Annotated in this window: 13 protein-coding genes; all 13 read right to left on the reverse strand. The window is 62.1% G+C overall.

Annotation, left to right across the window (positions count from 1 at the left end):
* Nucleotides 1-6 precede the first annotated feature (6 nt).
* A complete protein-coding gene (locus N4J17_RS12410; protein ID WP_338457684.1) occupies nucleotides 7-1,032 on the reverse strand; it encodes an RAMP superfamily CRISPR-associated protein in 1,026 nt (341 codons plus the stop codon).
* A 125-nt stretch (nucleotides 1,033-1,157) separates the two neighbouring features.
* On the reverse strand, nucleotides 1,158-3,284 hold the full coding sequence (locus N4J17_RS12415; RefSeq protein WP_198321512.1) for a CRISPR-associated ring nuclease: 2,127 nt from the start codon (nucleotides 3,282-3,284) through the stop codon (nucleotides 1,158-1,160).
* Nucleotides 3,281-3,913 carry an NUDIX domain-containing protein gene (locus tag N4J17_RS12420; protein WP_198321513.1) on the reverse strand — a complete coding sequence of 211 codons (633 nt, stop codon included), beginning with the start codon at nucleotides 3,911-3,913 and terminating at the stop codon, nucleotides 3,281-3,283. The genes N4J17_RS12415 and N4J17_RS12420 overlap by 4 nt, the downstream gene beginning before the upstream one ends.
* A 29-nt stretch (nucleotides 3,914-3,942) precedes the next feature.
* Nucleotides 3,943-5,634 (reverse strand): RAMP superfamily CRISPR-associated protein, encoded by a 1,692-nt coding sequence (locus N4J17_RS12425; RefSeq protein WP_198321514.1) that lies wholly within the window; start codon nucleotides 5,632-5,634, stop codon nucleotides 3,943-3,945.
* Nucleotides 5,631-6,599, reverse strand: a complete 969-nt coding sequence (csm4, locus tag N4J17_RS12430; RefSeq protein ID WP_198321515.1) for a type III-A CRISPR-associated RAMP protein Csm4 — start codon at nucleotides 6,597-6,599, stop codon at nucleotides 5,631-5,633. Before csm4 ends, N4J17_RS12425 begins: the two co-directional genes overlap by 4 nt.
* Before the next feature lie 56 nt (nucleotides 6,600-6,655).
* Complete coding sequence (gene csm3 / locus N4J17_RS12435) at nucleotides 6,656-7,381, reverse strand: type III-A CRISPR-associated RAMP protein Csm3 (RefSeq protein ID WP_198321516.1); 726 nt, start codon at nucleotides 7,379-7,381, stop codon at nucleotides 6,656-6,658.
* 168 nt (nucleotides 7,382-7,549) lie between these two features.
* A complete protein-coding gene (gene csm2 / locus N4J17_RS12440; protein ID WP_232470167.1) occupies nucleotides 7,550-7,954 on the reverse strand; it encodes a type III-A CRISPR-associated protein Csm2 in 405 nt (134 codons plus the stop codon).
* A gap of 84 nt (nucleotides 7,955-8,038) precedes the next feature.
* Nucleotides 8,039-10,786, reverse strand: a complete 2,748-nt coding sequence (cas10, locus tag N4J17_RS12445) for a type III-A CRISPR-associated protein Cas10/Csm1 (protein ID WP_198321518.1) — start codon at nucleotides 10,784-10,786, stop codon at nucleotides 8,039-8,041.
* Nucleotides 10,787-11,140: 354 nt separating this feature from the next.
* Nucleotides 11,141-11,569 (reverse strand): hypothetical protein, encoded by a 429-nt coding sequence (locus N4J17_RS12450; protein WP_232470168.1) that lies wholly within the window; start codon nucleotides 11,567-11,569, stop codon nucleotides 11,141-11,143.
* Between the two features lie 216 nt (nucleotides 11,570-11,785).
* A complete protein-coding gene (locus N4J17_RS12455; protein ID WP_198321520.1) occupies nucleotides 11,786-12,208 on the reverse strand; it encodes a hypothetical protein in 423 nt (140 codons plus the stop codon).
* 9 nt (nucleotides 12,209-12,217) lie between these two features.
* Nucleotides 12,218-12,748: a hypothetical protein gene (locus tag N4J17_RS12460; protein WP_198321521.1), complete on the reverse strand. Its 531-nt coding sequence runs from the start codon at nucleotides 12,746-12,748 to the stop codon at nucleotides 12,218-12,220.
* 8 nt (nucleotides 12,749-12,756) lie between these two features.
* Entirely contained in the window at nucleotides 12,757-13,161 is a 405-nt protein-coding gene (locus N4J17_RS12465) for a hypothetical protein (RefSeq protein ID WP_198321522.1), read from the reverse strand.
* Between the two features lie 334 nt (nucleotides 13,162-13,495).
* On the reverse strand, nucleotides 13,496-14,626 hold the full coding sequence (csm6, locus tag N4J17_RS12470; RefSeq protein ID WP_198321523.1) for a CRISPR-associated ring nuclease Csm6: 1,131 nt from the start codon (nucleotides 14,624-14,626) through the stop codon (nucleotides 13,496-13,498).
* Nucleotides 14,627-14,656: the final 30 nt, after the last annotated feature.

Below are 14,656 nucleotides of genomic sequence, written 5' to 3' on the forward strand. Positions count from 1 at the left end.
GTCCTATCAACCCAAGCGGGTGACATGCTGGGATTGATCAAGGGTGTTGCATACGACCCGCCACGCTCGCCGTAACAGATCGGCCTGTATGGATTTTCCATTTTCTGCGGGCAGTTTGTGTGGCAGGGCAAATACGCGAATCCCCAGCTTCCCGTTGTCACTCGGAATAATTTTCCACCGCAATGGGCTTGGCATGCGGCTCGGCGTGACAAACCCCAGCGCAGGACGTAGGTCTCTTCCATTGATTCCTTTCAGTTTGCTGCGAACCAGCCTGCGCTCGATAGCAACGACCCGCATTGCTTTGTGCCACGCATCGAATGAAGAATTGCTCTGCCAGACACACAATCCGTCATCGTTTCTTGCCAGCGACATTGCCCAATCTTGTTCAAGGCATTTGTCGAGCGGCCTTGTATAACGGCTCATCGCCTCGCGACGCATCCGGTCGATACCTTCGACATGAAGTGCTCCCCAACCGCCGCGACTGCGGCTTCCGAGCAGGCCGAATGCATCGATCAATTGCATGATTTCAAGAATTTTTGGCGCGAATCCGTCAGGGACGGCGATATGCAGCAGGCGCGTCGTTTCGTTTGCCGTGGCGTTGTTGCCGTCCGCTGCCTTGATCGCGGTGCGGTCAGGTTGGCCCCTACCACGCTTGATGAGGCCAAACCAGGCGTAGCTGGTCTCCAATCCATCGGAGAGCGGTGCCACTCCTCTTTGGGTTCCAACGAGCCACGCTTTGTCATGGTCACCACTTGGGTGTTCCAGCCGCATCCGCACCAAGCTCTTGCGTGCCGCGACTTTTTGCCCGCGTTGATCGTAGTCATCATCGAGCCAGGCATGGCCGAACAGTTTCCCTTCTTCATGCCGCATGGCTGCCATGTTGATCTCGAATTTGTGATCGGCCGCATACGCCACCCGCCACCACTCGCGCAGCAGGTGCTTGAACGGCGGCGTGCGCCATTGGCCGCTTTGCTCGGCGTTGCCGAGAAAGGCGGGGGTGAGGAATGTCACTTGATAGGACAGCGTTTTCATCGGTTTCAAGAGGGGCTCTCCTTGATCAATAGCCAAACAGCGGAAGATCGGTACCTAGTCTGATCGTTCCGGCAGCCGCTCGCCCGGTTCGGCAAGTTTGCCGACGACGAAATCCCGGACAGAAATCACGCAGGGGCATCGGTGAAGCGGTCGAGCACCCGCCGATAGATCTGGGCGTCGGCCTCCCTGAGCAATTCCGCCTTGTCCAGCGCCGGCAAAAAGCCGTGGGTGAATCCCTGCCGGATCATGGCCAACGCATCCCACAGGCAGAGCTTGCCGCCGCTCATGCGCGCCGCCGTCAGGTATTCATCGCTCAAGCGGGTGCGGCTGATGCCGGGGTTGTCGGTGCATAGGGTGAGCGGCAATCCTTTTTGCCAAAGCTCCAAAACCGGGTAGGCCGGGCAGCCCTGGCTCGTTTCCACTGCCGGATCGAGGTAGCCGACGACTTCCCGGTTCGAGGTGGGGCAAAGCTCCAGGCAAATGCCGCGGTCGCGGAAGCGCTCGGCTAATTGGGGATGTTCGGCAATGGTGAGCCCGTGGCCGATCCGGTCCGCGTGGAGGTGATACGCGGCCTGCCAGATCGACTCCGCTGATTCGCCTTCGCCGGCATGAATGGTGATCGGCAGGCAGATTTCGAATGCTTTTTTGAACAGGCCGGCGATCTGTTCCGGCCGGGTGGTGCCCTCGTCCCCGGCCAGGTCCAACCCCACCACGAAATCCGGCATCTCATTCTTGGCTTCCACGGCGAGCTCGATCACTTGGGCGATACGGTCGCGCTGGCGGCGGTCGGCGATGACGGTGAAGGAAAAGCGTGGAACCGGGCCATCGGCGGGACCGGGCAGAGCATCGTGCAGCGCCTGGCGCAATTGCCGCAGAAAGGCGAGGCCGTCGCCGTATTTCTGGGGGCTGCCGCGCAATTCGACATACAGGAGTCCTTCCGCACGGGCCTGGCCGACGACGGCGCGGGCATACGGCTCGATGGCCGCCGGATGCGTCAACAGCGCGGAACCGGATAACTCGCCCGGTCGTTCGTAGGCGGCAAATCCCAAACGATGTTTGGATTTGAGGGCGACGCGCGGTTCGGTGACGCCGTACAGATTGCGGTGGAGCCGGTCATCGTCGGCCTCGACCAGCAGGGCGGCGGCGCAATGCGAGCGCGGCGCCTTGGCCGCGAGCATTTCCGGCCATTGGTCGGGCCATGCAGCCGTTTGCAGCAAGGGGTTCACCGCTTTCAGGGCGTTGTCTCGCTCACCCGGGCTCAAGCTCTGCCAGATGGCCTGTCCCACCGTGCGCTGCGCGGGAATATCGAGACAACCGCCCAAATGCCGGTGCAGGTCGGCTTTGGGCACGCGTTCCAGCCAGTTCCGGTATTCCGGGCCGATGGCGGTATCACGCAGAAATTCGATGGTGCGCGGCGGCAGCCGGTAAAGGCTGCGCCAATTCTCGTGTCGTTCGCTGTGGCTGAGCTGTTGCAAGTAATTGCCGAGAAGCCGGCTTCCCGCGGTTTCGCGTTCGTTCAGTTCTCGGGTCAGCAGGTCGTCCGTGGCTGCGGGCCAGGCCAGAACGGTTCCTGAGGCCGGCAAGGGCAGCGGAAAACGGGGAGCGGAGACCGGCGGGCGTTCATCCAAGGCGACATCCAGCAACTCGCTGCGGGGCGAGGCCCCCGTGGCGATCAAGGGTAGGATGGCGCCGGCGCAGCTCCTGCCTTCGGGGTCCGTGGCGGGCAGCGGGCGGGTCAGGAATTCCGCCGTGGGGTTTTTCAGCAGCGGCGGCATCTCATTTTCGATCACGTGCAGCAAGGCCTGGCAGCCGAATACCGATGCGGCCCGTTGCAGATCGGCGCTCATGGTTTTGCGCCCGCCGGCCAGCGACAGCAGCACTTGGCCGCCCCTGGCGTGCTCATGCGCCAGTAGCGCCGCCCGGAGGATTAGCTCCCGCATGTGGTCGCATTCGGCCTGGCTGGCGAGCTGGTCGGTGGCTTCGGCCTGCCAGATGCGTAATGTGACGGGGCTATCCAGAAGGCCGTGCCAGTCGAGCAGATGCTCGATGCCGGTGCGGGTTTTTTCACCTTGTGTCGTGCATACCCAGATTTCCTCGGGCGCGGCTAACTGGTAGCGGGCGCGGAGCGCATCGAGCGCCTCGCGTTCGGGATGATTCGCAAACAGCGGCAGGCGGTCGGGGGCGAGAAATCCGTAGGCTTCCGGGATCACCGCCCAGGACGCACCCAAGGTGCAAAGCAGGATGGGCGTCATCGGCTTTCTCCGCTGACATAGCGGGCCGCGAGGCGGCTCCACAATTCGAAGCGGGGTTCGGCCAGGATGTCCGCCGCCGACCGGAAGCCGATGTCGGCCAGGGCAGGGTCCACCGCGCGGGGTGGTTCTTCGTCGTGCCAGTCCAGCAGATAGAGCAGCCCCAAATGCACCCGTCCTATCGGAGAAAGTCCCTCGTAAATCCAAGCCACGGGTTCGATCGGCTCGGGCGGCGGTTGCCAGTTCAGTTCTTCACCGAGTTCACGGAGCAAGGTGTTCCATACCGTCGCTCTGAGGGTGACATCCTCGTCCTCACGGTCCACGTGTCCGCCCACACCGCAACTGAAGCACTCCCGCAGACGCTGGTCGCCGCCATGGCGGCGATAACACCAGAGATCGCCCGACCCATTACGGAGCAAGGCGTAAGGAATGAGCTGCAAATAGCGCTCATTCCCCTCGGCGTCGGCGCGCGGCAGCCATAGCGTTTCGTCCGGCCAGTCGCCGCAGTCGCGGGGCCACGCCAGCGCAGCGGCCGGGTCGTTGCCAGTGGGCAATACGAAAAGCGAGCCACCCGGCAGGGCGTCCTGAGCCCGGCCGCGCGGCTGCGGAATGACGAGAACTTCGGTTTGCATACTTCGCTGTCTTCCTTATCGGCTGTGGCCTAACTTTCCAGCGCTTCCAGGCCGGAGCGGAATTCCGCCTTGCGTTCCTTTTTCGAGGGCCAGTCGGTCCAGTCCTTGATGGTTTCGCGCAGCAGGGCAGCGGCGGCCCGGCGCGCTTCGGAGATGCTCCAGCCAAGGGCGGTTTGCAGAAGGGCGCGGCGCTTCTCGTCGAACTGGCTACCCGGCTGATAGCGCCCCTTCTGTTTCTGTGCGAGGTAATACGTGCGGAATTCCTCGACGGCGCGCAGCTCCGGTCCCATGGCCTGCAGACGCGCCGCCCGTTCCGCCCGCTCACGTTCGGCCTGGGCCAGCCGCTCGGCTTCCTGGCGGGCTTTTTCCTGTTCGTCCCGGCGTCGCGCCTCGGCCTCGGCCCTATCCCGCGCGGCCTGGGCATCGCGCTCCCGCAACCTCTGCGCCAAACGGCGTGCCTCAACCAGCCGCGTCTCACACAGGGCCTTCAGCTCCGGCCAATCGGTTTCGAGAGCAACCAGCGGTTCGACCTCCACCAACAGCCAGCCGAAAGGCAGCAATCCGGTGTTCTGATCCTTGCTTTCGGCGGCAAGCCAGAGGGTTTTGGCGGCGTTCGCCTCATCGGGTTGCTGACCCTTGCCTTTCAATATCTTGATCTTTCGGGTACCGGAAACCGTGATCGATTCCGCGCCGCTGTGGCGTCCCACCCGCAGCACGAAAGCCCGACCGGCTTTGAGCCTGTCTTGAGACTGTTTCAGCGTGTTCTGAATGGTTTCGCACCAGTACTGATCGGCGAAGCCGCGTTCCTTCAGCAGCTTGGTTTCCCCGGTCAGCATTGGGAGATAAAAGCGGTTGCAGGCCGTGGCCAATGCTTCCATCGAATACCGAAACTCAGGCGAAGGCAGGAGCTCTTGCCGGGGTAAAGCATCGAGCCGGTAGAGGTTGAGCTGTCCGGAAAACGCCCGGTAGCGCCAGGGCGATACACATTCCAGGATCTGGTACAGATTTTCGCCCATGGCCTTGCGCAACTGGCCTTTTTCGTCCTTGACCGGCGTTTTCTTGCGGTTCACGGCCAGATGCACCGCGGTGGCCGTGAGTCCGGAAGATTCCCGCCAAGCCGAATCCGACAGATGCACCAGCCGCAGCGGATCGAGTTCCAGGCGCTGCTTTCCGGTTTGCAGATCGCGGTAACGTAGCAAGCGGCCCTGGAACTCGTGCAAGCCCTTGCGCTCCGGCGCTCGGGCGCCGCCATTGATTTTGTCCAGCAGCGCCGTCCGTATCGCGCCTTTCAGCGAGGAGCCGAACAGCACCGGTGCCCGGCTGATCGGATCGAAGGCGGTGCGGTCGATTTCCAGGCGGTTCAATACCTGCCCGCCGTCGCCTTCCCGGTTGGCGGCTTGTCCCACCCGGCTTGCGTACATTTGAGCCACCTGGGGTAGAACCGGCACGCAGTAGCGCGCCCAAGGTATCAGCTTGCTTCGGCGAGCATGGAAAAAGCGCTGCACCTTTTTGATCATCTCGGTGTCCGGTCTGCCGCTGACGACGGTCAGCAGCTCCTTCCGGTCCTGGTCGGATAAGGCGTCCATCACCGCTCCGCTGTCGAACTCATGCAGGAGATCGTCCTCAATCACGTAATGGGTCGGCTCGTAGGATTCGCCGGTGCCGATGTGGATCGGTGACAGTGGTGTGATGTGCAACCGGTAGCTGGTGAATGCTCTCATGCGGCCTCCCTTCGCGGCAGTTGAATTCCGAACACCGGTGCATAACCTTGGTGGACGGTGCCGGGTACGGCCCGGGACAAGGCATTGGCGCCGCCCAGGCCCTGACCGATGAACCATGCCCGGCTATCGCCGGAGCTTGGGCCACCGGTCCGCGGGGTCAGAACCGCCCCGCGCTGGGCCAGCAGCACCGGGGTCTTGAACGGATGCCTCTGATGCACACCGACATCGCCATGCCGTCCGAACCGCGTGAACAGTCGGTAGAAGCTGCGCTCGGCGTCCCAGTCCAGGCCTTGCGGCGCGCACGGCGCCAGCGTCAGCCAGGCATCGGCGGCGGCCGGCTCGGGCCAGGCGAACGGCGCCAGATCTTCCACCTGGAACTTGCCCAGGCCGATGCTGGCGTCACGGCCGAAACCGAAGGTGCCGATGTCGTCGAACAGCGTGGCCAGCTCCGCGCGGGTCAGGCGGGTTTCGTCCAGCACCGCGTAAATATCGAGCGCGGCGCCTGCGCCGTACCAGAGCTGGCTCTGGGTGTACGGCGCGAACTGGCCTTCCCCGGTTGTACCGGTCAGGCGCTGGATGCTATTGTGCGGCTGGGGATGCTCCGAAGCGATCACACCGGCGATATCGCCAGGCTTCTTGCAATGCCGACCCCATTCCGATGCGGGCACCGTCGCCTGGTCCAGCGGCATCCAGACCAACTTTTTGGCGGTTTTGCGGTCGCTTTCCGGGGCATGTTCAAACCAATGTCCGGGCAGGGTGGGGCGGGGCAGATGGCCCGCCGGCAGGGCGTCGGAAAGCACCGCGAACGGCCGGTTTTCGGTATAACCCGTCAGCAGCGTGTCAAGCCGCTCCTCGCCAAAGCGGTTGCGCGCCGCCCAGCACAAGTGGCCGAACAGCATGTCCCCCAGCGGTTCCGAACCGAAGGCGGAGAGGGGGCGGATGATGAAGCGGTAGAGCTGATACATGCACAATAGTCCGAAAATTCAGGAATCATCGAAATTGAAAATGCTCTCGGCTTTGCTCACGCCGCGGCGCTGAAGCGGACTTTTCCCAATTCCGGCAGCTTGTCCTCGCCTTCCAGCTCCAGCCGGGTGAATTTCAGCTTGCCGTAACCGCGCGAGCCGGAACCGCCAAGGCCGGTCAGTTCCAGCAGCCTGAGTCCCTTCCAGACGATTTCCAGCAAGTTTTCATCGCCGTCATGCACGCGGAGGGTCAGGTTGAATTCGAAGCGTGCGCCGGCCGGCACCCGTTCGGTGTTGCGCGGATGTTCGGCCACGCCGCGGATACGGTCGATCATGTTTTCCGACTTGTTTTCGGTCAGCAGCAGATTGCGGCTGTTCATTTCCTCGATCCAGCCCGGTTCCAGCGCGCAATCCCAGAAAGCCAGCCGGGTCGGGCCGATCTCTTTCACCAGATCACTGTCATGGTTGCCGCCTTCCGGTGCTCCGCCGAACAGGCGCAGCAGGTTCTTGGCCGGCTCCAGCTGGGCCGGGTCGATCCTGTCGATGTGTTTGAAACCCAGCGGGGTGCCATCGGTGATGCCGACCACCCCCAGTTCCCATTCCAGCAGGCTGCGGATTTTGCCTTTGAGGCTGGAGCCGGGAATATAAGGGTGCTGGGTCAGCGGATGCTTGATCACCGGGTTGTCCGTGCCGCCGATGTGCATTTCTGTGTTGCCGGAACCGATGTGCAGGCCCGAGACCAGTTCGAGGGTGCCGGTGAGTTTTTGGAGTGCGATCAGTTTCATGGGTTATGTCTCCTTGTTCAGGGGTTGGGTGGTGGCTCGAACCGATCGAAGATGCTTCGCCAAGCCGCAGGGAATACGGCTTTATAAGATTCATCAACGCGTTCAACCTACCCCCATTGGTTGTAGGATGCGGTGAGGAACGAACCGCATCGTTGAACGAACCGCATCCTACGGGGTGTTTGAGTCCTGCCTTTCCTGTTTGTAAAAGCCCATGAAGGCTTCCCAGAACAGCTTGCAGGTGCCGAGCGTCGCGGGGTCGGTCACTTGGGCCAAAGTATCGTGCATCAGCTTCACGAAGCTGGAGTCGACAAGCTTGCGGCCCTCGGCGTAAGCCGCCTTGGCGTTGATCATGCGGATGAACGGCAGGCATTCGGCGAACTTGGCGGCCCGCTGTTCGGTGGACGCCTGGTTCACCCGGGTTTCCCACAGTACCAGCTCATCGTAAAAACGGCGCAACTGGGTCGATTTGTTGCGGTTCCGATCCGCCCGGGCCACCGCCTGAGCCATCATCTTCGCGGTGCCGTTGAACAGTTCGGCATCCACCGGCGCCAAATGGACGGCGCTGGTATCCAAGGCCGGTTCTGGGAACCGTTCCTCGTGGCCTCTCCGCGGCCCTTGATTTCGCTGTTGCCCGTGATATTCAGCCATCTGTGCTCCTCAATCCCGTTGCTGATACAAATAGGTAAACAGGGCGATTTTGTAGGCCGCCCCGAACTGCCCGATGCCCTTATGGGCGATCTCTGCGGCCAATTCGCCTTGCAGCGCCCGCCGCTTGCACTCGGTGGCCTCGCGGTCCTCGCCCCCTTTGACGCGCGATTCCAGCATCCGCCGGGTGCGGTAGGCGAAGTAGGCATGCCACAGTGCATTCTCCGGGCGCTGGCTCACGGCCGCCGCCATGTCGGTCAGATGCAGCAAGCCATAAACATAGCCGGTCGACAGCCCGAATTCGCCGGCCAGCCGTTCCAGTTCGGCCTCCTGGGCCAGAATGGCGTCGAAATCGGACCAACTTGCCGTTTGACCGAAACAGGTCACGGCGTTCTTGACCGGCGCGGTGTTCGGCCCCCCGGGCGCATACGCCTTGGCCGCCTCCAGGCCCTCTTCGGCCAGCGCTGCCAACTGGCGGATGGGCAAACCCGGCTTGGTCATCGACAGGCCAGCGGAAAAATGAATATCGGGATTGCCCGCGACATAGCGATTGAAGGCCTTGCGCATGCGCTCGGCCAGGCGCAGCGTGGAGTGCCAGGGCCCGATCAGGAAGAAGTCGTCGCCGCCGGCGAACACGGTGTAGGTGTTGCGGTAGCGGGACACGCCATTGTCCTCGCCGTGCGCGCACAGCCAAGGCAGGTAGATGGCGAAAAAGGCGTTCATCTGCCGCGACAGCGCCGCCATGCGGGCGAAGGTCGGCCGTTCCAGCCCGCTTTCGAAGATCCGACCCAGATTGTCCACGTCCCCCTTCAGCGTCATCAGCGCTTCCTGGCCGTACCAGTGGCCTTCTTCGTCCAGCCTCCGGTCATCCCGCGCGATGTGGTTCAGGGTCTTGATCTCATCCACGCTAGGCGAATCCAAGCCGGAGTAACGGCTTCGCTCGAACTCATTCAGCGCGCCGAAGCGCGGCACGTAGGCGTTGATGTGGCGGCGCGCATAGCCGTTCCACAACGGCGCATCGGCGGATTCGGGCAGCGAAAAATCCCAGCAGCGGCGCAAATGGCCGGTTTTCGCTTCGTGCCCGAACCGGCCGGTGTCCGCCTCCCCGTGGGAGAAATTCACGTAATAGCCGAAGATCGGCAGCTTCAGCGTGTGATGGTTCAAGCACTCGGTGCTGATCAACACCCGCTGCTGGGTGGCCAGGTAGTGCCCGGTCTGGATTTGGTCCGCTGCCAGCGCGCTGACCGCGATGCCGCCTTCCTCCGTCGTGGCAGGCGAGCGTCCATCGATGCCGCAAACCCCTTTTGCGGTGAAGGCATCGAGGAAATCCCTGAACAACGGCCCGGCCGGAGCTTCACCGCAGAGCGCGAAGCGCTTCAGTTTGGCCTCTTCCAGCTGCTCGAACAGCCGCTGGGTCAGCCGGCGGAATGGGCTGTCCTCGCCCGCCTTACCAGCCTGGAAATTCCGCGCCCGTGCCGGCAGCATGGCCAGCCCGATGCCGGACTGGCCGTAGCTGTGGCTCAGGAACCAGCCATCGAATTCCGCTTGCACCGCCCGGACCGTGGCGCGCGCCTCCGCCGTGTTCGGCGCCACGATCAGGAACTTGCCCGCCGCGTTCACCACCTGGCTGGTCGGCGGCAGCCCCAAGGCCTCGAGTAGCCGCAGCGCCGCCAGCTCGGCCAGCAGCGACACGTAGAACGAGCGCCCGCGCAGCAGCTTGGCGGCGCGTTTTTGGGTTTCGCCGCCGCTGGCGAAGATGAAATCCTGGATACCGAAGAAATCGCCCTGGATCAGCAGGAACTTTTCCTCTTCCCAAGCCTGCCGGCTGTCGTCGTCGCCGGCCCGCAAACGGTCCCATTGCGCCCGCAACTGCTCGCGGATCGCTTCCGGCGCGTCGCCGCGATCGTCATGGAAGCGCCACAGCGCCACTGCCAGCGCAGCCGTGGTCTTGGAATGGTCGTACAAAGACACGTCCGGCCGCACCGAACCGCCCAAACCGGCGGTGGCCGACGGAATGGCATGGGTAAAAGTGAGCCAGAGGCTATCGAAGTGATCCAGCCACAGCGCCAGGTTGCGCCGGTGCTCGGCCGGAATCCGCGCCAGCCCCGCCCGGAATCCATTCCACAATGCCGCGTATTCCGCCTGCGCCGCGTTGGTGTCCGCCGATTCGTAGCGATCCGCCAAGACCGGGAAAATCGACGCCGGTGACAGCGGCTTCAGCGGATAACGCCAGCGTCCGGACGCCGGCCGCTCCTGCAGATGAATGCGCTCGAACAGCGTCCATTGGCGGGTCGTGTAATGGTTCAGCTTCTGTGCCGGCGCCTCGTCGCTGGCCTTGTTATAGGCCGCGAAGCTGTCGCGCTCAAAGCCGGAGGCCAGCCGGTCCGCCGTGGCGATGATCCATTGCAGGAAGGTATCCGGGCGATGGTGGCGCGCTGCGGCGTTGATGAGGGAATCGTCGGCATCGCAATCCCGCCAGGGCGCGAACGGCGTCACCCGCTCACCCGCCAGATCCGGCAGATCTCGCTCCAGCAGATCGAAGCCGATGGCCGTGTACGCCGCATGGATATGGGTCGCACGACCATTGAAATGGGGGCAGTGGAGTTGTTTCTCGATTTCGATGCGCGTCGTGCCATCGGCGCGCTTTTCGTTGGCTTCACCGATACGGGCGCGTTCCGCGAATTTGCCGAGATCGTGAAGAAATGCCGCCAGCGCCAGCAGGCTGGAAGCATCGAGCCGTTCCTGAAGGTCCAAAGCCATGCTCCTTGTATCGGGGTCGGTCTATGGCCGAAGGCCGCCTTACCAAGGACTGGCGTGTCTTCGGCGGGTGAGGAGTGTAATTTAAGCTTAAAAGCGTTGTCATGCACGGCAAGTTTGCCGGATCTACGCGGCCGTTCAGTGAGGAGCCCGGCGCAAAGGTGCGTGTGGGGTTATGCGAGGGAATGCCTGACCCGGACTACGGCGGATCATCGTGTCCGGAGGTTTCGCCGCGATCGAATGCTATGGTCCTAATCCCGCTGGCACACCGAAAACGAGGTTGATTTGGTATGAACGGGTATTGTGGAGTTGACCCGTAGGGAGATCGTCTAGGTGTTGTGGGTTTTGATCCGCGATTCATTGGCACCGCGATTCATTGGCAGTTATTTTTCCCTTGGATCTGCCCGAAATGCCATAGACTTTACATTCCATACCCGTTTGACGACAGCCTTCTTCGACGACAAAAATCAAGTCCTCATAGTTCGGACGAAAGCTAAACTTGAACCCGTTTTGTTTGAAATGGCCCGTCATCACGAAATCCCTAAGAACGGGCGTGGTCGAAGTATATGAACCGTCTTCATTCAAAATCAATTCGGCGACGGATTTATCGTAAGAGACATGTTGCCGGCCATGGACCGTAGTGACGGTTTGCGTTTTGATCTTGCAAAGCCATTGGCCCTCGATACTGGCATGGGCTGGCATGCCGAGAACGAGTAGCAGGGCGACAACTGGAGTGTGTTTATCCATGAGTATCCTTTTTAGGTGGAAAATGATGGCTTGTTTCATATTAATTTGAATCCCTTCTTAATCAGATCTCGATTACACCATTCGTTTTTTTATCCTTTCCAATCCATTGGTTACCATGGAATCGCGGTCTCAAAAAGCTGATTTTAGCTTTGCACGGGTTGACCGGTACCGGTGAGAGTACCGGTACCGGCTAGTTAAGCATCGAGGCAGGTGCCAGGCAAGTCTCGCGGTCCACTTGCGACGGTACCGGGAGCCTTAGTCGACGTCATGGGCGGTTAGGAACATGGCTTTTTGCAGGGCGGCGAAGAATTGCTGATAAGGCTCGGGATCGGTGACGGGGGTTATGTTGTACTGGGCATTGGCTCGCACCACCATTTGTTTGTCCCCGCGCGGGTGCACGGTGACGGTCATCTTGAGCTGGTAACCCGATAGTTTGGTGCCGCTGACCACGCCGACGGTCAGGTCGGCTTTGTCGATTACGAACTGCAGGTCTTGTAAGGTGGCAATGACGCTGCGCAGGGTCTTTTCCTTGTCGGCGGTGTCGAAGGCTTTGGTCTGGATCTGGCGCAGGGCGATTTGGCTCTGGTCGCTGTCGAGCAGGTGTTCGCGGGTGCTTTTGCAGGCGGTGAGGGTGAGCACGGCGAGGCTGGTGGCAAGGGCGAGTCGGAGTGCGTTCATGTCTGGGCTTTAGATTTGCTGGGCGTCGAGAAACACGGATTTGGAAAGTTTGGCGAAAAATTCTTGATAGATTTCCGGTTCAAGGATCGGTTCGGCGGCGGTGACCCTTTCCTGTGTGTCGTATACGATGCGCTGAAAGGTGATGCGCACGGCGGTGTCCTTGCCGTTCGACAGGGGGCGGGTAACTAGCGAGGCGCGCATGATCTGGTAGCTGTCGGTGGGCATGGGTACCCGGGTGAGGAGGGCGAGCAGTACTGCACCGACGATCTGGCCGGCACGGCGGGCGTCGCGGGTTTTCTTGCCGACCAGTACGCCAAGTGGTGCGTTCACTTCTTCGATCGAGAAGCCCATGTCTTGCAGCAGGGCAGAGGAGGCGTTGAGCAGTTGGCTTTCGTCGCGGGTGGCGAAGCGGCGGGTTTCCAACTGGCGGACCTGTAGGCTTTCCTGGGACAGGGCGAGCGCTTCTTTGGGGATTTTTCCGGCGCAGCCGGTGAGCAGGGTCAGGCCGAGCAGCAGCAGGAGTGGTGTGCGATGCATCATAGGGATTCTTAGAAACTGGATTGGTGGTAGGAGAAGTCGCGCACTTTGTGCTGTTCATCGAATTTGATAGCGATGGTGAGGGTGCGCTGGTTGCTGGAGCGGGCGCCGCTGCCGCCATTGGCGCCGAGCAGCAGCAGCGTGCCGTAGCTGGTACTGGTGGAGTAGGCGACGTCAGTGGCTATCTTGTCGTATACCCAGACTTCCCGCCGCTGTTCGTCGGTGCTGACGATGTTGGGGGCACCCAGGGCGGCGATGACGTCGGCGGAACTCATGCCGACGCGGATGCTGCGCTGGACGGTACCGGCGGTGAGTCTGTCGCCGGAGTTCAGGGCATCTTGTACGTTGTGGCCATGCCACGCCGCGCTGCAGGCCGAGAGGATAAGGCCGGTGGCGATGATCAGCGGTTTTTTCATGAGACTTTGCACTCTCCTTGGTAGGTCGATGACGATGAGCCGCTATTGCGGCGACTGTCGTGGTTCGGCGCGGAGTTTAGGGAGAGACGGCGGCCGTGTCAGAGCCGGCAAGCTTGCTGGCATGAGCGGCCTAGCCGGTCGGCAAGTTTCTTGACGGAAAGAAACTTGCTGCCGCTGCCTGAAGCCATTTCCATGTGGGAACCCGGACTCCGGCGTCGGGCGCCTGCCCCGGAGCCGATCGGGGGCAAGGCTTTTACGTCCTTGCGAGGGGCGTTGTCCATTCCGGCCTGACGATCTGCGGTTGATTTCTTTACGCTCGCTATTTACGCGAACATCAGGTGTCGATGGTTCCGAAACGGATGGCTTCCGGCGGAAGGGTGAGACTGAAACGCCGGGGCCGGCTGCCATCGTGGCCGACGAGATAGGGGCCGGCAGCGTGGCCGAGCACGTCGTCGATGCTGCGATGCAGCTTGGATTTGGTCTGTTCGAAGAATCCTTTGTCCATGCCGCGGTTGAGCCGTTCCTGGGTGCGGTCGCCATCGCCCATGGCGCCGATGATCTTCATGTATTCATCGAGGTATTCGCGGGCGTATTCGGATTCGAAAACACCGTCAGGAGGACAGACCAGGGCGGGCGCTTGAGCCAGGCGGCGGCGGGCGAACCAGGCCAGAAAGGCCAGTTGGGTGGGCGCGAGGCAGAGACTCACGCCACCGGCCTGGATTCGCCGATGCGCCAGGTCGATCGTCAGTTCCGGCCGGGCGAGCGCGGATTGGGCGGCATCGACTGCGAGGGAGAATCGACTGCGGCCTTTGAGCAGGGCTTTGGGGAGGTTTTGCCGCAGCCGCACGAAGGGTATGTCGGCCAGTGTGACCGTGGCGGCTTTGGTGTCCAGTGGCCGACTGTCGACACCAGCGGTGTAGATGATGCGGCTGGTCGGGGTGGGGTAGAAGAAGTCGGGATGCGATTCGTAGGGGGACATCACCAGGACGTGCGAGAGCCGGTCTTGTGAGCGGCCATACAGTGAGAGGGCGTAGCCGGCATAAAATCCCATGGTCTTACGGCCGCCGGCCAGCGAGACGTGGAGCTGTGCTGCGTCGTCGTCGGTGAAGTGGCGGATCCAGTCGGTGATGGCGTCGGCGGCGGCGATGTTGTCGCTTTCGGTGCGGATGTCGGTGAGCGCTCGCCCGGCGGCGTCTTCGAGGACATGCAGACAGGTTTCGTCGAAGTGCATGGGCGGCAGGGCGTAATCCCGCCGCAGCCAGTGAAACCAGCCGGGCTCATCGCTGAGCAGGGTGAGCTGGGCGCGTTCGACCCCTTCGGCGGTGGAGAGAAGGTGGACCTCGGTCGGCAGGGCATCCTCTGCTCGGTGACGTAGGGCATAGAGGGTTTCGGTGACGACTTGCGGCGTGAGGCCGGTGACTGCGAGCAGAATGCGCCGGGTGTAGCAAAGTGGTGGCGTTTCCATACGATGTGGCTGAGACGAACACGGGGCGGA

It is taken from the genome of Methylococcus capsulatus, from assembly GCF_036864975.1.
Taxonomy (GTDB): Bacteria; Pseudomonadota; Gammaproteobacteria; order Methylococcales; family Methylococcaceae; genus Methylococcus.